This window comes from Massilia sp. BAP21 (assembly GCF_057801335.1).
In genome coordinates this window covers 132,201-154,198 of record NZ_CM173596.1, presented here as the reverse complement: position 1 = coordinate 154,198, position 21,998 = coordinate 132,201, and the positions used below count along the sequence as shown (strand labels likewise).

Sequence of the window (21,998 nt, the reverse complement as noted above, 5' to 3'; positions counted from 1 at the left end):
TGTTGGGCAGTCAGGGGCGCGGCAGACTCAGGCGCGCACTCAGCTGCGTAATTCGGCGCAGAAGTCGAGCAGGATGCGTTCGCCCTCGGGCCAGTCGCCATGGCCGCTGTCGGCGTTCACGTGGCCGGCGGCGCCGATCTCGATGAAGCGCGCGCCCCAGGCATCGGCAAAGGCGCGCGCCCGTTCGCGCGTGACGAAGGGGTCGTCGCTGCTGGCCACCACGATGCAGGGGAAGGGGAGCCTGGTCATCGGCACCGGCGCGAAGCCGTTGGCGTCGATCGGATAGGACGCTGCCTCGACGTCGCTCGGCGCCACCAGCATGGCGCCGGCCGCCCGCAGGGGCGAACCGGAATGCGCCCAGTGCGCCGCCAGGATGCAGCCCAGGCTGTGCGCCACCAGGATCGGCGCGCCGCTGCTGGCGCCGACAGCGGCATCGAGTTCGGCCACCCATTCGTCGCGTCCGGGGTTGTTCCAGTCGCGGTGCTCGACGCGCCGCAGTTGCGGGTGGCGCGCTTCCCACAGGGTTTGCCAGTGCTGCGGACCCGAATTCCACAGGCCCGCCAGGGTCAGAACGTCGCAATCCATGTCGCCTCCGCTGCTTGTCGTTCAGACCATTCTACGCGTCTGTTACGAGAGGCGTCGGATCAGAGCGCGGTGCGCAGGGCAAACAGCTCCGGGAACAGCACCACGTCGAGCATCTTGCGCAGGTAGCTCACGCCCGCCGTGCCGCCGGTGCCGGTCTTGAAGCCGATGATGCGCTCCACCGTGGTCACGTGGCGGAAGCGCCAGAAGCGGAAGGCGGTTTCCAGGTCGACCAGCTTTTCGGCCAGTTCGTACAGCGCCCAGTGTTGCTCCGGGTCCTGGTAGACCGCCAGCCAGGCCGCCTTCACCGAGTCGTCGTGTTCGGTCGGCAGCGTCCAGTCGCGGCTCAAGCGCTCCGGCGCGATGGCAAAACCGCCGCGCGCCAACAGCATCACCGCTTCGTCGTAGACCGAAGGCAGGCGCAGTTCACGGTCGAGGATGGCGTGCGCCGGCGGGTTCTTCTCGTGCACGGCCAGCAAATTCGCGTTCTTGTTCCCGAGGATGAATTCGAGCTCGCGGTACTGGTGCGACTGGAAGCCGGACGAGGCGCCGAGATAGGGCCGGATCGCCGTGTATTCCGAGGGCGTCATGGTGGCCAGCACGTCCCAGGCATGGACCAGTTGGTCCATGATGCGCGCCACCCGCGCCAGCATCTTGAAGGCGGGCGGCAGCTCGCCAGCGCGCAGCCCCACGCGCACGGCCTGCATCTCGTGCAGCATCAGCTTGACCCAGAGCTCGCTGGTCTGGTGCTGGATGATGAACAGCATCTCGTTGTGGTTGGGCGAGAGCGGGTGCTGGGCCGACAGGATCTGCTCCAGGCCCAGGTAGTCGCCGTAGCTCATCGACTCCTTGAAGTCCATCTTGGCGCCGTGCCACGCGGCCGGCTTGTCTTTCATGTCGCTCATGCTCAAGCCGCCTCAGGTCACTGCGCCGCGTTCGGCGCTGACATCGTAATCTTCGCGGTCGAGTATATCCTTCAGGATCTCGACGGCGTCCCATACGTCCGCATACGAGGTATATAAAGGCGTAAAGCCGAAGCGCATGATCTCCGGCTCGCGGTAGTCGCCGATCACACCGCGCGCGATCAGCGCCTGCATCACCGCGTAGCCGTGCGGATGGGTAAAGCTGACCTGGCTGCCGCGGCGCGCATGCTCGCGCGGCGTTACCAGCCCCAGCGGGTGAGCGGCGCAGCGCGCTTCGACCAGTTGAATGAAGAGATCGGTCAGGGCCAGCGACTTGGCGCGGATCGCCGCCATACCCGTTTCCTCGAAAATCTCCAATCCGCACTCGACCATGGCCAGCGAGACCACCGGCTGGGTGCCGCACAGGGCGCGGCCGATGCCGTCGCAGGCTTCGAAGCCGTGCGCCATGGCGAACGGCCGGGCATGGCTCCACCAGCCCGACAGCGGATGCTGGAAGCGGGCCTGGTGGCGCTGCGGCACCCAGATAAAGGCCGGGGCGCCCGGTCCGCCGTTCAGGTATTTATACGTGCAGCCGACCGCGAAGTCGGCTTCGGCGCCGTTCAGGTCGAGCGGCACCGCGCCGGCCGAGTGGGCCAGGTCCCAGACGATCAGGGCGCCGTTCTGGTGCGCGTGGCGGGTGAGGGCGGCCATGTCGTGCTGGTAGCCGGTGCGGTAGTTCACGTGGGTCAGCATGACGACGGCGCAGTCGGCGTCGATGGCGGCCGGCAGTTCCTCCACCGATTCGACCAGGCGCACGCTGTAGCCGCGTTCGAGCCAGGACGTCAATCCTTCTGCCATATAGATATCGGTCGGGAAGTTACTGCGCTCGGTAACGATGACGCGGCGCGCGGCGCTCGCTCCTTCAGCCTGGATGCGCACGGCGGCGGCCAGGGCCTTGAACAGGTTCAGCGAGGTGGTGTCGGTGACCACGACTTCACTGGCCTGCGCGCCGATCAGCGGGGCCAGGCGGTCGCCCAGGCGTTTCGGCAGGTCGAACCAGCCGGCCGTGTTCCAGCTCTTGATCAGGTCTTGCCCCCACTCGCGTGCCACCACGTCCTGGGCGCGGGCCAGGGCCGCACGCGGACGGGCGCCGAGGGAGTTGCCGTCCAAATAGATGACGCCGGCAGGCAGGTCGAAGCGCTCGCGCAGCGGCGCCAGCGGGTCTTGCGCGTCGCGCGCCAGGCAGTCGCTGCGGGTGAGGGTAGGTTCGCTCATGGTAATGAAGTGTCGGTTGTATAGGCAGATGGCTGTTCGGCGGGCAGTGTAGCAAGAACCCCGGGAAAAATATTTCAAATTTTTTTGCTTCGAACCCTAAAGTTCTGCCAGGCCCTGCCGTAAAGGAGTCAGAGCGCCGAAAAAGATGGCCAAAAATATTTCAAAAATATTTGCCGGCAACCCTAAAGTTCTCGAAAACGCTGCCGTTAAGGAGTCAGAGCGCTGCGAAAGCGCAACGGAAGCAAAAATAGTTGCGACACGAAAACGTTGCGACACAGCATGCCGCACAACAATCCGAAAGCCTCCTTTTCATAGGAGCGCATCTCCCATTCGCCAGGGTTTGTCAGACAAACTCCTACGGATGCTGTCGTCTTTGGAGGACACAAAATACAGTGTCCCTCTGATTCCGCAAATGTTTCTCTACAGTCAGAATCTATCTCACTGGCAACACACACTGCTGCCAGAACTAGACAACGGAGAGTGGAAAATGACTGCAAACGACATGATGGCTGAAATCCGCGACGCGAACCTGAGCTACCTGATGCTCGCGCAGCAGATGATCCGCGCCGACAAGGTCACCGCGATTTTCCGCCTCGGCATCTCGGCCGACATCGCCGACCTGATCGAAGGCATGAGCAACGCGCAGATCCTGAAGCTCGCCGGCGGCAACATGATGCTGGCCCGCTTCCGCTTCGACGACACCGCGATCCTCTCGATGCTGACCAGCCATACCAAGGACCGCGCCCTGGCCCAGTCGCACGCCGCCATCCTGATGGCCGGCCAGCCGGCCGAAGAAATCGCCTGATGCGCTACTCCGCGCCGGTCCTATGGTGTAGGATAGCCGGGACTGTTGCCGGAGCTGTAGGATGACCAAAAAAAGCGTCGTATCGGAAGCGCAAGAAATCCAGCTCGCCATCGAGCTGATCGGGTTGGGAGCGCGGCTCCAACTGCTGGAAACCGAGGTATCGCTGTCGCGCGAGCGCCTCATCAAGCTGTACAAGGAACTGAAGGGCGTATCGCCGCCGAAAGGCATGCTGCCGTTCTCTACCGACTGGTTCCTGACCTGGCAGCCGAACATCCATTCCTCGCTGTTCCTGAACATCCATAACTTCCTGGTCGATAATGCCGGCGCCAGCGGCATCCAGGCGGTGATGAAAGCCTACCAGCTCTACCTCGAGCAAATGCCGGCCTCGCCCGGCGAAGAGCCCCTGCTGTCGCTCACCCGTGCCTGGACCCTGGTGCGCTTCTTCGGCAGCGGCATGCTCAAGCTCGCGCCTTGCGAAAAGTGCAAGGGCAAGTTCGTGGTGAACACGCTCGACCTGAACAGCGGCTACCTGTGCGGCCTGTGCCACATGCCTTCGCGCGCCGGCAAGACGCGCAAGGCCAAGGACGCCGCCCAGCAGGCCGCCCTCGATGCCGAGCAGGCCGGCAGCGAATCCGACGCCTGAGCGGGTGTCTTCCCGTATCGAACCCAAGGCCGGAGGCGGGCGGTGAGCGCGCCACGCGTCCTGCTCGCACCCGCCGTGCAGGCGCTGCTGTGCCAGCTTGCCGCCTTTCCCCTGACCTTGCTGGCCGTTTTCCTGCTGGCGCGCGCCGGCGCCTCTCCCTCGTATTTCATTGTCGCGCTTGCCCAGGGCCTGTTTGCCGCCGCCCTGACCGCCTGGCGGCGCCTGGCGTGCTGGTGGCTGGCGATCGGCTTCGTGTTCCCGCTGGCCCTGCTCGGCGCCAGCCAGTTCGCCATTCCGCCCTGGCTGTTCCTGGTGATCTTCCTGTTCATGCTGGTGCTGTACTGGTCGACCTTCCGCACCCAGGTGCCGTACTACCCGTCAGGGAAGGCGGCCTGGGATGCCGTGGCCGAACACTTGCCCCAGGATAGGCCGGTTTCCTTCATCGACATCGGCAGCGGCCTCGGCGGCCTGGTAATGGACCTGGCAAGCCGGCGCGCCGACGTTCAGGCAACGGGAATCGAGCTGGCGCCGCTGCCCTGGCTCGCCAGCTGGCTGCGCGCCCGGTTGACCAACAGTCGCGCCGTTTTTCTGCGCGGCGACTACGAGCGCCTCGACTTCGCGCACTACGACGCCGTCTTCGCCTATCTGTCGCCGGCCGCCATGACCGCCCTCTGGCGCAAGGCCAAAAAGGAAATGCGGCCCGGCAGTATGTTGATGAGTTACGAGTTCGCTATTAGCGAATCAACACCGACCTTATCTGTCTATCTACCGAACACTAGTCGAACTCTCTACATATGGCACTTTTAGGCGACAATCGCCGCTGTTTTCCTTGCCCGTAGGCCATTCTCCCGCTATTGTTCCAGCTGTTGTAGTTCCCTGCGTAAATATTTTTTCTGAGATACAAAGTCTCGGAATGCGTGGATCGTCAAGCCCGCCCGGGCGCTTTCTGGAGCAGTGTCTTGTTAGTCATTATCGGTTACGTCGTTATCTGCGCGTGTGTGTTCGGCGGCTTCGTCATGAGCGGCGGTCACATGGCGGCACTGTTCCAGCCGCTGGAACTGCTGATGATCGGCGGTGCGGCGGCAGGTTCGATGTTTGTCGGTAACAACGGCAAGGCGCTGAAGGCGACCATGAAGGCCTTGCCGACCGTGTTCAAGGGTTCCGCGTACACCAAGGAAATGTACATGGAACTGATGTCGCTGCTGTTCGACGTGCTGTCGAAAGTGCGCAAGGAGGGTCTGATGTCGATCGAAGGCGACATCGAATCGCCGGAAGCGAGCCCGCTGTTCTCGAAGTACCCGCTGGTGCTGGCCGACCACCACATCGTCGAATTCATGGCCGACTACCTGCGATTGATGGTGTCGGGCAACATGGACGCCTTCCAGATCGAAAACCTGATGGACAACGAGATCGAGACCCACCACCAGGAAGGCCACGTGCCGGCCCACGTGATCGCGAAACTCGGCGACGGCCTGCCGGCCTTCGGTATCGTGGCGGCGGTGATGGGCGTGGTGCACACCATGGAGTCGGTCGGCATTCCGCCGGCGGAACTCGGTATCCTGATCGCCAAGGCGCTGGTCGGTACCTTCCTTGGTATTTTGCTGGCCTACGGTTTCGTCAGCCCATTGGGCAGCGTACTCGAACAGAAGCTGGAAGAATCGACCAAGATGTTCCAGACCGTGAAGGTGACCCTGCTGGCCAGCCTGAACGGCTACGCCCCGGCCCTGGCCGTGGAATTCGGCCGCAAGGTGCTGTACTCGACCGAGCGCCCGACCTTTGCCGAGCTCGAAGAGCACATCAAGAAGTCCAAGGGCAAGTAAGACTCCAATCCAGCGGGACCGGGCAGGTCCCCTCCACCCTTTAACCTGAACCAAGCGAATACCCATGGCCGATGAAGGAATGCGCCCGATTATCGTCAAGCGGATCAAGAAATCCGCTGGCGGACATCACGGCGGCGCCTGGAAGATTGCCTACGCCGACTTCGTGACGGCGATGATGGCCTTCTTCCTGCTGATGTGGCTGCTTGGCTCGACGGCCAAGGGCGACCTCGATGGCATCTCGGAATTCTTCAAGACCCCCTTGAAGGTGGCGATGTCGGGCGGCTCGGGCTCGGGCGACAGCTCGTCGGTGATCCAGGGCGGCGGCACCGATTTGACGCGCCGCAATGGCCAGGTCAAGAAGGGCGACACCCCGCCGGAACACAAGACCTATGACCTGAACGCCGCCAAGGCCCAGGTCGAGCGCGCCGAGGGCGAGCGCCTGCGCGGCCTGAAGGCCAGGCTGGAGTCGATCATCGACGCCAACGAAACGCTGAAGAAATACAAGAACCAGCTGCTGCTCGACATCACCAGCGAAGGCCTGCGCATCCAGATCGTGGACGAGCAGAACCGCCCGATGTTCGCGCTGGCCAAGGCCACGCTGCAGCCATACACCGACGATATCCTGCACGTGCTGGGCATGGTGCTGAACGACGTGCCGAACCGCATCGGCCTGTCCGGCCACACCGATTCGACCCCGTACTACAGCGACGCCGGCTACAGCAACTGGGAACTCTCGGCCGACCGCGCCAACGCCTCGCGCCGCGCGCTGGTGCAGGGCGGCCTGGCCGACGACAAGATCCTGCGCGTGGTGGGGCTGGCCGCGGCCGCGCCGCTCGACCGTGCCGATCCGTTCAACCCGATCAACCGCCGCATCAGCATCATCGTGATGAACAAGCGTACCGAGGACGCCGTGATGCGCGACGCCGCCACGCTCGACGTGCCGGCCGGAGATGGCAAGGCCGCTGCGCAGGTGGTCACTGCGGCCACCGGCGCAGCCGCCAAATAAGCCGCCCGCGACAGGACAGGAGGACCATAATGACAAGAAAAAAGATACTCGGCTCGCACGTGAAGCGGCTGCTCTCCGGCGTGTCGGCCCATGGGCGGCGCCACCTCAGCGAGGTCGAGACCGACCTGCTGCAGACCGAATTGCTGCTTGAAGAAGCCATCGAGAAGCTGACCAGCAGCTTCCTGGCCATCCATAGCGCGGTCGGCGAACGGCAGGCCGCGATCGACCGCCTGCTGGCCGGCGGCGAACCGAGCAAGGAAGACATTGCCGCCCTGGCCGCGATGTCGAACGAAATCGGCAGCCACGTCAACACGGCGGTGACCAGCATGCAGTTCCAGGACATGACCAGCCAGCTGATCGAGCGCACCCTGAAGCGCGTGACCGGCCTGCGCGACTTCCTCGGCACGCTCGACGAACACGGTTCCGATATCCACCCGGAAACGGGCAGCGAGGAAATCGTCGATCGCCTGGGCAAGGTCAGCATGGCGCTGGCAATCCAGTCGCTCGAACTGCGCAGCGTCTTGCGCAAGTCGGTCGAACAAAAGCATCTCGAAAGCGGGGACATCGAGCTGTTCTGACAGTTCGTTTCCAATATAACCATCTCCCGGCATGCCCCGGGCGTATAAAACAGCAGGAGCAAAACATGGCTAAAACAATTCTCGCGGTCGACGATTCGAGCTCGCTGCGCCAGATGGTGGCGTTCAGCCTGAAGGCGGCCGGTTACCAGGTGGTGGAAGCGGTGGATGGCCAGGATGGCCTGGACAAGGCGCGCCAGCAGGTCGTCGACCTGGTCCTGACCGACCAGAACATGCCGCGCATGGATGGCCTGTCGCTGATCAAGCAGCTGCGCGGCCTGCCCGAGTACCAGAAGGTGCCGATCCTGATGCTGACCACCGAATCCTCGGACGAAATGAAGTCGAAAGGCCGTGCGGCCGGCGCCAACGGCTGGCTGGTCAAGCCGTTCGACCCGCAGCGCCTGATCGAGGTCGTCAAAAAAGTGATCGGTTGATGCGCATGCATCGCCCACCGCAACGGAATTTGTCATGACGATCGACATCAGCCAGTTTTACCAGGTCTTTTTCGACGAGGCCGAAGAGCTGCTCGCCGAAATGGAACGGCTGCTGCTGGCGGTCGACGTGGCCGCGCCCGACGCCGAAGACCTGAACGCCATCTTCCGCACCGCCCACTCGGTAAAGGGCGGCGCCTCGACCTTCGGCATCACCGACATGAGCGAAGTCACGCACGTGCTCGAATCCCTGCTCGACCGCATCCGCAAGGGAGAAATGGCGCTCACCAGCCAGCACGTGGACGCCTTCTTGGCCGCGAAAGATACCCTCAAGATGCAGCTCGACGGCCACCGCAACGGCGCCGCCGTCGACCAGGACACGGTGGCCAACGTGCGCATGATGCTGCACGACCTGTCCGAAGGCCTGGTGCCGGCGGCCTCGATCATCGCCCCGTCCTTCCTGCATGCCGAAACCAAGGCGCAGACCGGCGAAGGCGCGCACCGCTACAAGATCGAGCTGCCGAGCGTCGCCCAGCGCGACGTCAACGCCCTGGTCGACGAGCTCGGCCTGATGGGCCGGGTCTCGGTGACGCCGATCGAGGGGGGACGCAGCGCCCTGGTCATCACCACCCACGAGAGCCTGGACGACGTCGTCGCCATCTGCTCGTTCGTGCTCGACCCGAATGACCTGAAAATCTTCGAGGCGCCGCCGCTGACGCTCGAGCAGCGCGCCATCGAGGCCGCCGAGCGCGCCCGCATCGAGGAAGAGCAGGGCTATGGCTTCTTCGACCCGGCCGACGAGGTGCCGGCGGTCTCGGACGAGCAGTCCGACGACGAGCGCGGCTATGGCTTCTTCCAGCCGATCGAGCAGATCCGCGCGCTGGCCGGCATCGATGCGCCGGCTGCCAAGCCTGCCGTGGCGGTGGCCGTGGTCGATCACGAGGCCGACAAGAAAGCGGCGAAGAAGGACGCGGAATCAAAAGCCGGGGAATCGTCCTCGATCCGGGTCTCGGTGGAAAAGGTCGACCAGCTGATCAACCTGATCGGCGAACTGGTGATCACCCAGGCCATGATCGAGCAGCGCAGCGGCGGGCTGGACCCGATGATGCACGAGCGCCTGCTGTCTTCTGTCAGCCAGCTGACCCGCAACACGCGCGAGCTGCAGGAAGCGGTGATGTCGATCCGCATGATGCCGATGGACTTCGTGTTCTCGCGCTTCCCGCGCATGGTGCGCGACCTGGCCGGCAAGCTCGGCAAGAAAGTCGATTTCATTACCCACGGCGCCGCGACCGAGCTCGACAAGGGCCTGATCGAGCGCATCGTCGATCCGCTGACTCACCTGGTGAGGAACAGCATCGACCATGGCATCGAGATGCCCGAGGCACGCGCCGCCGCCGGCAAATCCGAAGCGGGGCGCCTGTTCCTGTCGGCCGGCCACCAGGGCGGCAATATCGTCATCGAAGTGGCCGACGATGGCGCCGGCCTGAACCGCGAGCGCATCCTGGCCAAGGCGGCGCAGAACGGCCTGGCCGTATCGGACACGATGAGCGACAGCGAAGTCTGGCAACTGATCTTCGCGCCGGGCTTCTCCACGGCCGAGATCGTCACCGATGTCTCGGGCCGCGGCGTCGGCATGGATGTTGTCAAACGTAACATCACGGCCATGGGCGGTTCGGTCGATATCCGCTCCGCGCGTGGCTTCGGCACCACGATTTCGATCTCGCTGCCATTGACCCTGGCCATCCTGGACGGCATGACCATCCGCTGCGGCGAAGAAATCTATATCCTTCCACTGGGCTACGTCGTTGAATCGCTGCAGCCGCGCCGCGAAGACATCCGCGAGATCGCCGGCCGCGGCCAAGTGCTGAAGGTGCGTGGCGAATATCTGCCGCTGATCGCGCTGCACGCCGTGTTCGATATCGAACCGAGGTCCGGCGACCCGGCCGACGGCATCGTGGTGATCCTGGAATCCGAAGGCAAGCGCGCCGCGCTGCTGATCGACGACCTGGTGGGCCAGCAGCACGTGGTGGTGAAGAACCTGGAAGCGAACTACCGCAAGGTCAGCGGCATTTCCGGCGCCACCATCCTGGGCGACGGCGGCGTGTCGCTGATCCTCGACGTGGCCGCCCTGGTGCGTTCCTCGCGCCAGGTGGCCGACGAGGCGCTGGCCTCCTGATACAACCAAATAACAAGGAAACAATATGTCCATTACCCAAGCCGTCCAATCCCAGGGCAACGACGCCGGTCTCGAATACTTGGCCTTTACCCTGGGTTCGGAAGAATACGGCATCGATATCCTGAAGGTGCAGGAAATCCGCGGCTACGAAGCCGTGACCCGCATCGCGAATGCGCCGGAATTCATCAAGGGCGTGATCAACCTGCGCGGGATCATCATCCCGGTGGTCGACATGCGCATCAAGTTCAAGCTCGGCGAGCCGACCTACGACCAGTTCACCGTCGTCATTATCCTGAACATCGGTGGCCGCGTGATGGGCATGGTGGTCGACAGCGTCTCCGACGTGACCACCCTGAGCCCGGACCAGATCAAGCCGGCGCCGGACATGGGCAGCGCCTTCAGCACCGATTACCTGATCGGCCTGGGCACGGTGGACGAGCGCATGCTGATCCTGGTCGACATCGATCGTTTGATGTCGTCGCCGGAAATGGGCCTGATCGACAAGCTGGCGGCGTAAATTCCGAAACGGCACCGGGCAGCGCATGACGCGGGCTGCGTGCCTGCAACCAATTAGAAGGTAAGGCAAGTGCCGTTACACAAATCCGACACGGTCAAGGAATTCGACTTCACGCGCGGCGACTTCGAGCGCGTGCGCGCCCTGATCTACCGCCAGGCTGGCATCTCGCTGGCCGATTCCAAGCAGGAAATGGTGTATAGCCGCCTGGCGCGGCGCCTGCGCGCGACCGGCATCCAGTCGTTCGCGAAATACCTGGACGACCTGGAAGCGGGGCGCATGAGCGATGAATGGGAGTCGTTCACGAATGCGCTCACCACCAACCTGACCTCGTTCTTCCGCGAAGCCCACCACTTCCCGCTGCTGGCCGAGCACGTGGCGCGCCTGCGCGGCCGGCCCGGCGAGCCGTTGACGATCTGGTGCTCGGCCAGCTCGACCGGCGAAGAGCCGTATTCGATCGCCATGACCCTGTGCGAAGCCTTCAACTCGCTCACGCCGCCGGTGCAGATCATCGCCACCGACATCGACACCAACGTGCTGGCCACGGCCAGCGAAGGCGTGTACGGCGACGACCGCGTGGAAAAGATGGCGCCCGAGCGACTGAAGCGTTTCTTCTTGCGCGGCAAGGGCCGCCACGAAGGCATGGTGCGCGTGCGCCCCGAATTGCGCCAGCTGGTAAGCTTCCGTCAGCTCAACCTGCTGGCGGATCATTGGCCGGTGAGCGGGCAGTTCGACGCCATCTTTTGCCGGAATGTCATGATTTATTTTGATAAGGAGACCCAGCGCAAGATTCTGGCGCGCTTCGTGCCGCTGATGAAGCCGCATGCGCTGCTGTTTGCCGGGCACTCCGAAAACTTCCTCTACGTTTCCGACGCGCTGCGCCTGCGCGGCAAGACTGTCTACGAACTCAACGACCGCCGCGCCTGATGCGCGCGCACCCTCGGAAACCCCATGCCTTCGAATAGCCATTTCGCCACCAACGTCTACTATGACCGCACCTTCGACGTCGAGGCGGCCAAGATCTTGCCGGGCGAGTATTACTACACCGGCAAGAACATGCTGATCGTGACCGTGCTCGGGTCCTGCGTGTCGGCCTGCATCCGCGACCGTGTGAGCGGCCTGGGCGGCATGAACCACTTCATGCTGCCCGATGGCGGCGGCGACAGCGGCAGCCCGGTCTCGGCTTCGATGCGCTACGGCACCTTTGCCATGGAAGTCCTGATCAACGACTTGCTGAAGGCCGGGGCGCGGCGCGAGCACCTGGAAGCCAAGGTCTTCGGCGGCGGCGCCGTGCTGCGCGGCTTCACGGCCATGAACGTGGGCGAACGCAATGCCGCCTTCGTGATGCAGTTCCTGAAGACGGAACGCATTCCGGTGCTGGCCGAGGACCTGAACGACATCTACCCGCGCAAGGTGTATTTCTTCCCGAAGACGGGCAAGGTGTTAGTAAAGAAATTGATGCAAACCCAGAACGATACGCTGGCCAAGCGCGAGCTCGACTACGCCAAGCGTCTCAAGGTCGAGCCCGTTGGCGGCGAAATCGACCTGTTCTGACCCCGAAAGGAAAGACGATGACAATCAAGGTACTGATCGTCGACGACTCGGCACTGATCCGCAGCGTGATGAGCGAGATCGTGAATTCGCAGGCCGACATGGAAGTCGTGGCGACCGCGCCCGATCCGCTGGTCGCGCGCGAACTGATCAAGAAACACAACCCCGACGTGCTGACCCTGGACGTCGAGATGCCCAAGATGGATGGCCTCGATTTCCTGGAAAAACTGATGCGCCTGCGCCCGATGCCGGTATTGATGGTGTCGTCGCTGACCGAGCGCGGCTCGGAAATCACGATGCGCGCGCTGGAACTGGGCGCGGTCGACTTCGTCACCAAGCCCAAGATCTCGATCCAGACCGGTATGCGCGAGTACACCGAGCTGATTACCGACAAGATCCGCGCCGCCGCACGTGCGCGCGTGAAAGCCCGTACCGTGCACCAACAAGCCACGCCTTCCGCCCTGCAAGCCTTGCGCAGCCCCTTGATTTCCTCGGAAAAGCTGATCATCATCGGCGCCTCGACCGGCGGCACCGAAGCGATCCGCGAATTCCTGATGCAGATGCCCTCGGACTGCCCGGGCATCCTGATCGCCCAGCACATGCCGGAAGGCTTCACGACCTCGTTTGCGCGCCGGCTCGACTCGCTGTGCCGGATCAGCGTCTCGGAAGCGGCCGGCAACGAGCGTATCCTGCCGGGCCATGCCTACATCGCACCGGGCCACTCGCACCTGCTGCTCACGCGCTCGGGCGCCAACTACATGACCAGGATCGAGCAGACCGACCCGGTGAACCGGCACCGGCCCTCGGTGGACGTGCTGTTCCGCTCGGCAGCCGTGGCGGCCGGCAAGAACGCGGTCGGCGTGATCCTGACGGGCATGGGAAAAGACGGCGCTGCTGGTATGCTTGATATGAAAAACGCAGGCGCGCACAATTTCGCCCAGGACGAGGCTTCCTGCGTGGTGTTCGGCATGCCGCGCGAAGCGATTGCCATCGGTGCGGTACACGATGTGGCGCCCCTGCAGGCCTTGCCCGGCCTGGTGCTCGGGCAGTTGGCGGCGCAAGGTGGACGGGCGTTGCGGGTTTGATTCGCTTTCTCCGCTTTTCCGCCGGTTTTGTCGCCGTACGGCAACAAAAATGCTATCCTTGAGGTTGCTTGTTGGAGCGCCTCAAGCCACACTAACCATAGTAAAAGAATCAACGGAGTAATTCATGGCTGACCCAAAGATGCGTTTCCTGGTTGTTGACGATTTCTCGACGATGCGCCGCATCGTCCGGAACCTGTTGAAAGAACTGGGTTACGCCAACGTCGACGAAGCGGAAGATGGCGCCGAGGCGCTGACCAAGCTGCGCAGCGAGCAGTTCGACTTCGTCGTTTCGGACTGGAACATGCCCAACATGGACGGGCTGACCATGCTGCAGCACATCCGTGCCGACCCGGCGCTGAGCAAACTGCCGGTGCTGATGGTGACCGCGGAAGCGAAGAAGGAAAACATCATCGCCGCCGCCCAGGCTGGCGCCAGCGGCTACGTGGTCAAGCCGTTCACGGCCGCCACGCTCGACGAGAAGCTGAACAAGATCTTCGAGAAGATGGTAAAGGCCTGACATGGCAGAGCACCCGCTGGACGCGGCAGCTTCGAACGAAGAGGTCCTGAGCCGCATCGGCCACATGACGCGCGCGCTGCACGACAGCCTGCGCGGCCTGGGCCTGGATAAACTGATCGAAAAGGCCGCCAGCGACATCCCGGATGCGCGCGATCGCCTCGATTACGTTGCGCGCCTCTCGGAGCAATCCGCGAAGCGTGTGCTCGATGCCACCGATGCAGCTGGTCCTTTGCAGGACGGCATCGAAAACCGCAGCAGCGCGCTGCGCGGCGAATGGCAGGCACTGCTGGACAAGGGCGGCGCCGGCGACACCGACTGGCGCGCGCTGGCCGAACGCACGATGGCCGCGCTGGCCGAGTCCGAGGCGGCGGCCGTCGCCACGCGTGGCCAATTGATGGACATCATGATGGCCCAGGACTTCCAGGACCTGACCGGCCAGGTGATCGGCAAGATCACCTCGATTGCGCAAGACCTGGAAAAGCAGCTGGTGCAGGTGCTGATCGATTTTGCCCCGAGCGAAATCAAGCGCGAGCTCGACACCGGCCTGCTGAACGGCCCGCAGATCAAGCCCGAAGGCAACACGGAAATCGTGGCCAACCAGGGCCAGGTCGACGACCTGCTCGACAGCCTCGGGTTCTAGTAGGGTGGACGGATTCTCCGTCCACGCGTTCGACGAACGCACGCACGCACCACCCGGACGCTTGCTTTTAGCATACGTTTTACATCGCGACCGATTCCATGCACCACAAAAACTACATTGTTCGCGAACCGCTGCTCGATGCCGCCCAGCGCGTTATCGGCTACGAACTGCTCTGGCAGCAAAAGGGCGGCCAGCCCGTCCTCGATGCCGATCTCGAGCAACTGGTCGGCTTCGTGGCCGAGCATGTCCAGGACGAAGAACACGGCTGGCTGCTGCGCGACAAGCTCCTCTTCCTCGATGCCGTGCCGGCCATGCTCTCGACCGACGCGCTGTTCGCGCTGCCGCCCGAGCGCACCGTGCTGAGCCTGCAGGCGCGCACCCTGATGGACCCGGACACCCGCGCCGCCGTGCAGGCCGTGCGCGCCGGCGGCATCGGCATCTCGATCCGCGGCCTGGAAGTCGGCCACATCACCAGGGCGCTCGCGCCCTACGCCTCGCACGTCGAGATGCGCTTTGCCGGCATCAACGTGGCCGAGCAGGCGCGCACCTATGCCGCCGCCAAGGGCGCCAGCCTGCGCATGGTCGGGCGCCCGGTCAGCAACTGGATCGACTACGACGCCTGCGCCACCCTCGGCCTGGACGCCTTTGTCGGCAAGCTGCACCTGACCCCGCGCCCGGGCAACCGGGTCAAAGGGCTGAACCCGACCCAGGCCATCATCCTGCAGCTGATGCAGATGGTGCAGAACAACGAGGACATCCCCAGGCTCGAAGGCGTGCTCAAGCGCGACCCGGCGCTCACCTATAAGCTGCTGCGCAACATCAACTCGGCCGGTTTCGGCGCCGGGCGCGAGGTGCAGTCGATCCGCCAGGCGATTGCCCTGATGGGCTATGCGCCGCTGTATCGCTGGCTGACCCTGCTGCTGGCGGGCGCCAGCAGCAGCGGCTACTCGCCGGTGCTGATGGAAACAGCCGTGGTGCGCGGGCGCCTGACCGAACTGCTGGGCCTGCACGCGCTGCCGAAGGCCGAGGGCGAAAACCTGTTCGTGGCGGGGATGTTCTCGCTGCTGGACCGGCTGCTGGGCTTGCCGATGAAGGAAGTGCTGGACACGATTCCGCTGCCGGCGGAAGTGGTCAAGGCACTGCTGGCGCGCGAGGGGATGTACGGGCCTTACCTGGCCCTGGCCGAAGCCTGCGAGCTGAGCTCGAACCTGGTGGGGTCGCTGGCGGCCGGGCTGAACCTGAGCCCGCTGGAAGTGAACAAGGCGCATCTGTGTGCGCTGGCCTGGGCGCAGGCTGTTACTGCCTAATTGCCGGGGTTTCGTAGGGTGGGCTCTTGAGCCCACGCGGTACAGCGGGACCGCAGAGGCCACATTTCCAGACGCAATGCGCATGCATACCATGTTGTGCGTCATCCGCGTGTACGCAAGCGGTGAAACCGCGTGGGCACAGGTGCCCACCCTACAACTACAACTACAACAACCGCAACGTCGGCGACAACGTCAACATTCACCCTACCGCATCTCCATCCCGATCCGGCCGTAACGGCATCCCACTTGCACCTGTTCACCCAGCAGATAGCTGCGGAAGGGCCGCGGCATGCGCACCTCGAGGCCGGCCACGATCGCCAGTGCCGGCCCCGGTTGCAGGCGCACGTTCTTAAGTTTCTGCCTCACATGCAGCCGGCGCGCCGTGTCCGGCGGGGCGTGCATGCCGATGCCGCCGGTGGCGAAGTCGCACAGCGGGTGCCGCTCAGATCTCGAGGTTGTCGATCAGGCGCGTGGTGCCCAGCTTGGCCGCCGCCAGCACCACCAGCGGCGTGCCTTGCGCCAGGTCGCCGGCCGAGGGCGGCTGCAGATCGATGCGCTTGCGGATCGAGATGTAGTCGGGCTTCCAGCCGCGTTGCGCCAGCTGGGCCATGGCGTCGCGCTCGACCGAGAAGATGTCGAGGTGGCCGGCGCGCATTTCGCCGGCGACAAAGTTCAGGGCCCGGTACAGGGCCGGCGCTTCGGCGCGCTCTTCGGGCGACAGATACATGTTGCGCGAGGACAGGGCCAGGCCGTCTTCGGCGCGGAAGGTCTCGGCGCCGATGATCTCGGTCGGCAGGGCGAACTGGCGCGCCATGTTACGCACGATCATCAGCTGCTGGTAATCCTTCTTGCCGAACACGGCCACGCGCGGCTGCACGCAGGAGAACAGCTTGGTCACCACCGTGCACACGCCATTGAAGAAGCCGGGGCGGAATTCGCCTTCCAGCGTATTGCCCAGCATGTCCGGCGGCTGGACGCGGTATTCCTGCGGTTCCGGGTACAGGTCTTTCTCGGTCGGCGCGAACAAAACATACACGCCTTCCTTTTCCAGCTTCTCGACGTCGGCCTGGAAGGTACGCGGGTATTTGTCGAAGTCTTCGTTCGGGCCGAACTGGAGGCGGTTGACGAAGATCGAGGCGACCACCGGGTCGCCGTGCTTGCGCGCCAGGCGCATCAGCGACAGATGGCCTTCATGCAGATTGCCCATCGTCGGCACGAAGGCGGTGCGCAGTTGGCCGCGCAGCTGGTCGCGCAGTTCGTCAATGGTGGAAATGATTTTCATGGTGTGTGAATGCGTAAGTGGTGGTGCATCAGGCCGGCGAATACGCCAGGCGCACGTAGATCGGCGCGAACGGTTCGGCCTGGGTAATCTCGACCAGGGTTTCCTTGGCCAGCTCGAGCAGGGCGACGAAGTGCACGACCACGATCGGCACCGATTCCTGGCCCGCGAACAGTTCGCCGAATTCGACGAAGCGTTGCGCTTGCAGTGTACGCAGGATGGCCGACATGTGCTCGCGCACCGACAGTTCCTGGCGCCCGATGCGGTGGTGCTGGGTGAGTTTCGCCCGCCGCAGCACGTCGAGCCAGGCGCGCTGCAGGTCGTGCGGCTCGACCTTCGGCAGCACCACGGCCAGGCCTTGCTCGACCGGCAGGGAAGGTCGCTGGAAATCGCGCCCTTCCTGCGGGATCGTGCCCAGCCGCACGGCAGCCAGCTTGATCTGCTCGTACTCCAGCAGGCGGCGCACCAGTTCGGCGCGCGGGTCGCCGGCGTCTTCGACCAGATCGTCCTGGCGCTTCGGCAGCAGCATGCGCGACTTGATCTCGATCAGCATCGCCGCCATGAGCAAATACTCGGCGGCCAGTTCCAGGTTGCTCTTGCGGATCTGCTCGACGTAGTCCAGGTACTGCAGGGTCACCTGCGCCATCGGGATATCGAGGATGTTGAAGTTCTGCTTGCGGATCAGGTAGAGCAGCAGGTCGAGCGGGCCTTCGAAGGCGTCGAGGAAGATTTCGAGGGCGTCGGGCGGGATGTACAGGTCGTTGGGCATGCGCAGCAGCGGCTCGCCGTACAGCCGCGCAATGGCGGCCGCGGCGGCATCGTCGAGCGCGGCTTCGGTCGCCGGTGCGCTATCCGGCGCCGCGTCCGGCACTGCCTCGGCTGGTGCGTCCTGGCCGGCCGCGTGCGCTGTCATGTCCCCTGGACCTTTGGCCTTAGAACTTGGTCTGGTAGGGGTAGGCCTGCTGGCGCAGGCGCGATTCTTCGACGCGCGCCTGTTCGTCCAGCGAGATCGGCAGCTTGTCCCACAGCAGGTTGCGGCCTTCTTGCTGGCGCTGTTCCATGCCAGGGGTCTTGGACTTCAGTTCTTCGATGAACTTGGTGTGATCGGAAACGTAACCGGTGAATTTAGGCATTGTCTTGCTCTATAAAAAGAAAGCCGGGACGGCGAGGCAGATTGTTCTGCCCAGCGATCCCGGCGTCAAGGTTTATGGATGCAGCGCGTTGAGCTGGCGGGCGATGATGTCGTGGTTCAGCCACAGCACCGGTGCAATCTTTTCCGACGCGCCGTGGAACATCAGCGGGCCGGCGCCTTCCAGCACCAGGCTGGACAGGTGATCGGTGATCAGGGCCTTCTTGTCCTTGTGCAGGTTGGTGATGGCTTCCGACGTACCGATCATGACCTCGGCCAGGGCCGGGGTGTTGTCCATCGGCCAGGCTTCGAAGTTACGGAACTGGGCGCTGGTGGCGTCCTGGTTGTATTGCTCGATGGTGTCGAGCAGCGATTGCAGCGAGGTGCCTTCGCCCAGCAGGTCCTGGCAGATCTGCCATTGCTGCTCGGCCCATGCTCCGCCGCCTTCTTTCTTCAATGCGGTGAGCAGCGGGAACAGCGACAGTTCCACGCCAACGAAGATGTCCGACGAGTTGGTGCGGATTTCCGGGCAGTTGAACACGGTGGCCGTCACGCCCGACTTCCAGGCAGCTTCGGCGATGCTTTCCAGGCGCATCTTGGCGTAGCCCTGGGTGTAGTTGGTGTAGGTCTGCCACTGGTATTCGCCGCCGATCAGGATCTCGGTGCCGTGGTAGCCGTAGGCCGTGTAGCGCACTTCGCCGCCGGCCTTCGTCACGCGCTCGCGGATCGGGGCCGAGGCATCGATCAGGTACTTGAGCGTGTTGGCGCTGACTTCGTCGAAGTTCATCAGGATCAGCTTGCCCAGGTCGCTGTCAAGCAGGGCGCGCGAGGACATGAAGCGCTCGCCGCGGCCCTTGTAGATGCGGTTGGCAATGGCCAGGAAGGCCTTGATGCGCGGAATGCCGCCAGCCATGGTGTGGGCGAAGAAGACGTTCGCGCCTTCCGGCACCAGCTTGTCGATCTGGGCCATGACTTCAGCGGCCGACTCGGTGAAGCGGCGCACGCCGGCTTCGCGGCAGCGCTCGATCTTTTCCCAGTCCAGCTTGTCTTCCTGCCAGCTCTTCAGGGTGATGCCAGAGAGCATTTCGGTCGGGTTCTGCTCGCCGGCCGGGGCGTCCATGTCGAAGCCGGCCATCAGCGGCACGTTGATGATGCGCCCGCCCAGTTTTTCCTCGGCTTCGGCGTGTTCCTCGACCGTGAGGGCGCGCAGGGCGCCGCTGTCGTCGCGGCGGCCGACGGTAATGCCGACGATGGTCATGCCAGCCGCGCGCGCCTCATCGATCAGGCCGTTCACATAACCGCGGCCGAACAGTTCGCCGAACAGAACGAAGACGTCGCCCTTGCGGAACACGTTGGCTTCGGGGATATGGCGGAGGGGATTCAATTCGGTCATTTTATTATCTGCCTATCAAAAGAGTTTGTAGGGGCGTCTCAGGCGCGAAGTTTCTGAATAAAAACACGGCATTATAACGCCGCCTCGGCCCATGGAAACTGCTTTCCCAGGGGCCGAGGAGTGTGCGAGCGGCCCTGTTATAGCGCGGATCGGGCCGGTTCTTGTTGTCGGGTGTCGAGCCTTAGCGGATGCGCATGCCTGGCGTCGCGCCCGGCATCGGATCGAGCAGGTAGAGGCCCGGGTTCGCCTTTTCGTCGGCGGCGGATGCGCACAGCACCATGCCTTCCGATACGCCGAACTTCATCTTGCGTGGCGCCAGGTTTGCCACCATCACGGTCAGCTTGCCGACCAGGTCTTCCGGTTTATAGGCCGACTTGATGCCCGAGAACACGTTGCGGTGGCGGCCTTCGCCTACGTCCAGGGTCAGGCGCAGCAGCTTGCCGGCGCCTTCCACGTGTTCGCAGTTGACGATTTTCGCCACGCGCAGGTCGATCTTCAGGAAGTCGTCGATGCTGATTTCCGGGGCCAGTTCCTCGATATCGTTGCCTGCCGGGGCTGCCTCGACAACGGCGGCGGCCGCCGGTTCCGGCATGGCATCCGATGCCGGGTTCGGTGCCGGCGTGGCGACGCCCGGACGCTCGAACAGGTTCTCGATCATCTTGGCGTCGACACGCTGCATCAGGTGGTTATAGGCGCCGATGCTGCGGCCGAGCATGCTGCTGTAGACGGCGTCGCCTTCGGTGTCAGCCCAGGTGTAGCCGGCGTCGCCCAGGAACTCGGCCACGCGCGCGGCCACCTGCGGCAGCACCGGCGACAGCATCACGGTCAGCTGGCGGAACAGGATCAGGGCGGTGGTGCAGACGTCGTGCAGCTCCGTGACCTTGGTCTCGTCCTTGGCCAGCAGCCATGGCTTGTTCTCGTCGACGAACTGGTTCGTGACGTCGGCGATTTCCATGATCTCGCGCAGGGCGCGGCCGTATTCGCGGGCTTCGAAGGCGGCGGCGATCGACACCTGGCGCTCGGCGCCATCCGCGGTCAAGGCCTTGGCGATCCAGCCTTTTGCGTTGTCCGACAGTTCCGGCGCCAGCTTGCCGTCGAATTTCTTGGCGATGAAGCCGGCGCAGCGGCTGGCGATGTTCACGTACTTGCCGATCAAATCGCTGTTCACGCGCGCCACGAAATCGTCGCCGTTGAAGTCCAGGTCTTCGACTTTCGCGTTCAACTTGAAGGCCAGGTAATAGCGCAGCCATTCCGGGTTCATGCCCAGTTCCAGGTAGCGCAGCGGCGAAATGCCGGTGCCGCGCGACTTCGACATCTTTTCGTTGTTCACGGTCAGGTGGCCGTGGACGGCAACCTTCAGCTTGTCGATGATCGGGTGGCCCGAGAAATTCAGCATCGCCGGCCAGAACAGCAGGTGGAAGGACACGATGTCCTTGCCGATGAAGTGCACCTGCTCGGCATTCGGGTCGTTCAGGAAGGCGTCGAAGTCGAGACCGTTCTTGTCGAAGTAATTCTTCAGGGAGGCCAGGTAGCCGACCGGCGCGTCCAGCCATACGTAAAAGAACTTGCCCGGTGCATCGGGAATCGGGATGCCGAAGTAGGGCGCATCGCGCGAAATATCCCAGTCGGCCAGCTTCTCGCCGGCTTCGCCCAGCCATTCCGACACCTTGTTCACCATTTCCGGTTGCAGGCGGCCCGGGGTGTTCAGCCATTCCTTCAGGAAGGTGAAGCAGCGCGGATCGGACAGCTTGAAGAAATACTGTTCCGACGGCTTCAGGACAGGCGTGGAGCCGGTGAACACCGAGAACGGGTTGATCAGTTCGGTCGGCTGGTAGGCGGCGCCGCAGACTTCGCAGTTGTCGCCATACTGGTCCTTGGCGTGGCAGGTCGGGCACTCGCCCTTGATGTTGCGGTCGGCCAGGAACATGCCTTTGACCGGATCGTAGAAACGGTCGACGGTTTTCGTCACGATCAGGCCGGCGTCGCGCAGCTTGCGGTAGATGCCCTGGGACAGTTCGACGTTTTCCGGCGAATCGGTGGAATACCAGTTATCGAAGGCGATATGGAAGCCGTCCAGGTATTGCGGGCGGCCGGCGGCGATCTTCGCCACGAATTCCTGCGGGGTGATGCCTTCCTTTTCGGCGGCGATCATGATCGGGGTGCCGTGGGTGTCGTCGGCGCAGACGAAGTGCACCTGGCGCGGCTGGCCGCTATCGCGCTGCATTCGCTGGTAACGGACCCAGATGTCGGCCTGGATGTATTCCATCATGTGGCCAATATGGAAGGCGGCGTTGGCGTAGGGCAGGGCAGTGGTGACGAACAGCTTGCGGGTCATGGTCGAAACGCTAAGGAATGGATGAAAGAGAGC

Annotated in this window: 24 protein-coding genes; 15 read left to right on the top strand and 9 right to left on the bottom strand. The window is 63.7% G+C overall.

All coding sequences use genetic code 11. The features are described 5' to 3' along the window. Positions 1-39 precede the first annotated feature (39 nt). The 3 genes from ACWYRN_RS00700 to kynU are packed head-to-tail and all read right to left on the bottom strand — an operon-like array spanning position 40 to position 2,759. Positions 40-585: an RBBP9/YdeN family alpha/beta hydrolase gene (locus ACWYRN_RS00700; protein WP_488690639.1), complete on the bottom strand. Its 546-nt coding sequence runs from the start codon at positions 583-585 to the stop codon at positions 40-42. A gap of 59 nt (positions 586-644) precedes the next feature. Beyond that, on the bottom strand, positions 645-1,487 hold the full coding sequence (kynA, locus tag ACWYRN_RS00695; RefSeq protein WP_488690638.1) for a tryptophan 2,3-dioxygenase: 843 nt from the start codon (positions 1,485-1,487) through the stop codon (positions 645-647). A gap of 12 nt (positions 1,488-1,499) precedes the next feature. Beyond that, positions 1,500-2,759 (bottom strand): kynureninase, encoded by a 1,260-nt coding sequence (kynU, locus tag ACWYRN_RS00690; RefSeq protein ID WP_488690637.1) that lies wholly within the window; start codon positions 2,757-2,759, stop codon positions 1,500-1,502. 487 nt (positions 2,760-3,246) lie between these two features. Between kynU and flhD the strand changes: the two genes are divergently transcribed. The 15 genes from flhD to ACWYRN_RS00615 all read left to right on the top strand — a co-directional run bounded on the left by flhD (position 3,247) and on the right by ACWYRN_RS00615 (position 15,829). Next, a complete protein-coding gene (gene flhD, locus ACWYRN_RS00685; protein ID WP_229437064.1) occupies positions 3,247-3,564 on the top strand; it encodes a flagellar transcriptional regulator FlhD in 318 nt (105 codons plus the stop codon). A 61-nt stretch (positions 3,565-3,625) separates the two neighbouring features. Continuing rightward, the gene (gene flhC / locus ACWYRN_RS00680) at positions 3,626-4,207 is read left to right on the top strand and encodes a flagellar transcriptional regulator FlhC (protein ID WP_488690636.1); all 582 of its coding nucleotides are present in this window, start codon (positions 3,626-3,628) and stop codon (positions 4,205-4,207) included. A 42-nt stretch (positions 4,208-4,249) separates the two neighbouring features. Beyond that, entirely contained in the window at positions 4,250-5,014 is a 765-nt protein-coding gene (locus tag ACWYRN_RS00675) for a class I SAM-dependent methyltransferase (RefSeq protein WP_488690635.1), read from the top strand. Between the two features lie 152 nt (positions 5,015-5,166). Continuing rightward, on the top strand, positions 5,167-6,027 hold the full coding sequence (gene motA / locus ACWYRN_RS00670) for a flagellar motor stator protein MotA (protein ID WP_290422577.1): 861 nt from the start codon (positions 5,167-5,169) through the stop codon (positions 6,025-6,027). Positions 6,028-6,091: 64 nt separating this feature from the next. Beyond that, positions 6,092-7,033 carry a flagellar motor protein MotB gene (motB, locus tag ACWYRN_RS00665; RefSeq protein WP_488690633.1) on the top strand — a complete coding sequence of 314 codons (942 nt, stop codon included), beginning with the start codon at positions 6,092-6,094 and terminating at the stop codon, positions 7,031-7,033. Between the two features lie 29 nt (positions 7,034-7,062). Continuing rightward, positions 7,063-7,611, top strand: coding sequence for a chemotaxis protein (locus tag ACWYRN_RS00660; protein ID WP_488690632.1), 549 nt, complete (start codon positions 7,063-7,065; stop codon positions 7,609-7,611). Positions 7,612-7,676: 65 nt separating this feature from the next. After that, positions 7,677-8,042 carry a response regulator gene (locus ACWYRN_RS00655; RefSeq protein WP_229437058.1) on the top strand — a complete coding sequence of 122 codons (366 nt, stop codon included), beginning with the start codon at positions 7,677-7,679 and terminating at the stop codon, positions 8,040-8,042. Between the two features lie 34 nt (positions 8,043-8,076). Then, the gene (cheA, locus tag ACWYRN_RS00650; protein ID WP_488690631.1) at positions 8,077-10,215 is read left to right on the top strand and encodes a chemotaxis protein CheA; all 2,139 of its coding nucleotides are present in this window, start codon (positions 8,077-8,079) and stop codon (positions 10,213-10,215) included. Positions 10,216-10,240: 25 nt separating this feature from the next. Continuing rightward, positions 10,241-10,732 carry a chemotaxis protein CheW gene (locus ACWYRN_RS00645; RefSeq protein ID WP_488690630.1) on the top strand — a complete coding sequence of 164 codons (492 nt, stop codon included), beginning with the start codon at positions 10,241-10,243 and terminating at the stop codon, positions 10,730-10,732. 69 nt (positions 10,733-10,801) lie between these two features. Continuing rightward, complete coding sequence (locus ACWYRN_RS00640; protein ID WP_488690629.1) at positions 10,802-11,656, top strand: CheR family methyltransferase; 855 nt, start codon at positions 10,802-10,804, stop codon at positions 11,654-11,656. Between the two features lie 24 nt (positions 11,657-11,680). Further along, positions 11,681-12,283, top strand: a complete 603-nt coding sequence (gene cheD / locus ACWYRN_RS00635) for a chemoreceptor glutamine deamidase CheD (protein WP_313175697.1) — start codon at positions 11,681-11,683, stop codon at positions 12,281-12,283. A 17-nt stretch (positions 12,284-12,300) separates the two neighbouring features. After that, positions 12,301-13,365, top strand: coding sequence for a protein-glutamate methylesterase/protein-glutamine glutaminase (locus tag ACWYRN_RS00630; RefSeq protein WP_488690628.1), 1,065 nt, complete (start codon positions 12,301-12,303; stop codon positions 13,363-13,365). Between the two features lie 124 nt (positions 13,366-13,489). Beyond that, entirely contained in the window at positions 13,490-13,882 is a 393-nt protein-coding gene (cheY, locus tag ACWYRN_RS00625; RefSeq protein ID WP_488690627.1) for a chemotaxis response regulator CheY, read from the top strand. A 1-nt stretch (position 13,883) separates the two neighbouring features. After that, positions 13,884-14,522 (top strand): protein phosphatase CheZ, encoded by a 639-nt coding sequence (cheZ, locus tag ACWYRN_RS00620; RefSeq protein ID WP_488690626.1) that lies wholly within the window; start codon positions 13,884-13,886, stop codon positions 14,520-14,522. Positions 14,523-14,620: 98 nt separating this feature from the next. Then, positions 14,621-15,829, top strand: coding sequence for an EAL and HDOD domain-containing protein (locus ACWYRN_RS00615; RefSeq protein ID WP_488690625.1), 1,209 nt, complete (start codon positions 14,621-14,623; stop codon positions 15,827-15,829). A gap of 204 nt (positions 15,830-16,033) precedes the next feature. On the opposite strand, the gene ACWYRN_RS00610 is transcribed toward ACWYRN_RS00615, so the two are convergent. The 6 genes from ACWYRN_RS00610 to metG all read right to left on the bottom strand — a co-directional run bounded on the left by ACWYRN_RS00610 (position 16,034) and on the right by metG (position 21,965). Continuing rightward, complete coding sequence (locus ACWYRN_RS00610) at positions 16,034-16,231, bottom strand: hypothetical protein (RefSeq protein ID WP_488690624.1); 198 nt, start codon at positions 16,229-16,231, stop codon at positions 16,034-16,036. 40 nt (positions 16,232-16,271) lie between these two features. Further along, positions 16,272-17,111 (bottom strand): pantoate--beta-alanine ligase, encoded by an 840-nt coding sequence (panC, locus tag ACWYRN_RS00605; RefSeq protein ID WP_229437042.1) that lies wholly within the window; start codon positions 17,109-17,111, stop codon positions 16,272-16,274. A 28-nt stretch (positions 17,112-17,139) separates the two neighbouring features. Beyond that, positions 17,140-18,021, bottom strand: a complete 882-nt coding sequence (locus ACWYRN_RS00600; RefSeq protein WP_488690623.1) for a segregation and condensation protein A — start codon at positions 18,019-18,021, stop codon at positions 17,140-17,142. Between the two features lie 19 nt (positions 18,022-18,040). Then, positions 18,041-18,241 (bottom strand): DUF3460 family protein, encoded by a 201-nt coding sequence (locus ACWYRN_RS00595; protein ID WP_290422563.1) that lies wholly within the window; start codon positions 18,239-18,241, stop codon positions 18,041-18,043. Between the two features lie 72 nt (positions 18,242-18,313). Next, entirely contained in the window at positions 18,314-19,630 is a 1,317-nt protein-coding gene (locus tag ACWYRN_RS00590) for an enoyl ACP reductase FabMG family protein (protein ID WP_488690622.1), read from the bottom strand. A gap of 181 nt (positions 19,631-19,811) precedes the next feature. Next, positions 19,812-21,965: a methionine--tRNA ligase gene (gene metG, locus ACWYRN_RS00585; protein ID WP_488690621.1), complete on the bottom strand. Its 2,154-nt coding sequence runs from the start codon at positions 21,963-21,965 to the stop codon at positions 19,812-19,814. Positions 21,966-21,998: the final 33 nt, after the last annotated feature.

What these genes read in the sequence shown, in the direction of transcription:
- ACWYRN_RS00615 (WP_488690625.1), top strand. Translation starts at nt 14,621, where the DNA reads ATGCACCACAAAAACTACATTGTTCGCGAACCGCTGCTCGATGCCGCC.
- motB (WP_488690633.1), top strand. Translation starts at nt 6,092, where the DNA reads ATGGCCGATGAAGGAATGCGCCCGATTATCGTCAAGCGGATCAAGAAA.
- ACWYRN_RS00655 (WP_229437058.1), top strand. Translation starts at nt 7,677, where the DNA reads ATGGCTAAAACAATTCTCGCGGTCGACGATTCGAGCTCGCTGCGCCAG.
- cheY (WP_488690627.1), top strand. Translation starts at nt 13,490, where the DNA reads ATGGCTGACCCAAAGATGCGTTTCCTGGTTGTTGACGATTTCTCGACG.
- kynU (WP_488690637.1), bottom strand. Translation starts at nt 2,759, where the DNA reads ATGAGCGAACCTACCCTCACCCGCAGCGACTGCCTGGCGCGCGACGCG.
- metG (WP_488690621.1), bottom strand. Translation starts at nt 21,965, where the DNA reads ATGACCCGCAAGCTGTTCGTCACCACTGCCCTGCCCTACGCCAACGCC.
- ACWYRN_RS00645 (WP_488690630.1), top strand. Translation starts at nt 10,241, where the DNA reads ATGTCCATTACCCAAGCCGTCCAATCCCAGGGCAACGACGCCGGTCTC.
- flhD (WP_229437064.1), top strand. Translation starts at nt 3,247, where the DNA reads ATGACTGCAAACGACATGATGGCTGAAATCCGCGACGCGAACCTGAGC.
- ACWYRN_RS00595 (WP_290422563.1), bottom strand. Translation starts at nt 18,241, where the DNA reads ATGCCTAAATTCACCGGTTACGTTTCCGATCACACCAAGTTCATCGAA.
- ACWYRN_RS00700 (WP_488690639.1), bottom strand. Translation starts at nt 585, where the DNA reads ATGGATTGCGACGTTCTGACCCTGGCGGGCCTGTGGAATTCGGGTCCG.
- ACWYRN_RS00590 (WP_488690622.1), bottom strand. Translation starts at nt 19,630, where the DNA reads ATGACCGAATTGAATCCCCTCCGCCATATCCCCGAAGCCAACGTGTTC.
- cheZ (WP_488690626.1), top strand. Translation starts at nt 13,884, where the DNA reads ATGGCAGAGCACCCGCTGGACGCGGCAGCTTCGAACGAAGAGGTCCTG.
- flhC (WP_488690636.1), top strand. Translation starts at nt 3,626, where the DNA reads ATGACCAAAAAAAGCGTCGTATCGGAAGCGCAAGAAATCCAGCTCGCC.
- cheD (WP_313175697.1), top strand. Translation starts at nt 11,681, where the DNA reads ATGCCTTCGAATAGCCATTTCGCCACCAACGTCTACTATGACCGCACC.
- cheA (WP_488690631.1), top strand. Translation starts at nt 8,077, where the DNA reads ATGACGATCGACATCAGCCAGTTTTACCAGGTCTTTTTCGACGAGGCC.
- ACWYRN_RS00660 (WP_488690632.1), top strand. Translation starts at nt 7,063, where the DNA reads ATGACAAGAAAAAAGATACTCGGCTCGCACGTGAAGCGGCTGCTCTCC.
- ACWYRN_RS00610 (WP_488690624.1), bottom strand. Translation starts at nt 16,231, where the DNA reads ATGCACGCCCCGCCGGACACGGCGCGCCGGCTGCATGTGAGGCAGAAA.
- kynA (WP_488690638.1), bottom strand. Translation starts at nt 1,487, where the DNA reads ATGAGCGACATGAAAGACAAGCCGGCCGCGTGGCACGGCGCCAAGATG.
- panC (WP_229437042.1), bottom strand. Translation starts at nt 17,111, where the DNA reads ATGAAAATCATTTCCACCATTGACGAACTGCGCGACCAGCTGCGCGGC.
- ACWYRN_RS00600 (WP_488690623.1), bottom strand. Translation starts at nt 18,021, where the DNA reads ATGACAGCGCACGCGGCCGGCCAGGACGCACCAGCCGAGGCAGTGCCG.
- ACWYRN_RS00630 (WP_488690628.1), top strand. Translation starts at nt 12,301, where the DNA reads ATGACAATCAAGGTACTGATCGTCGACGACTCGGCACTGATCCGCAGC.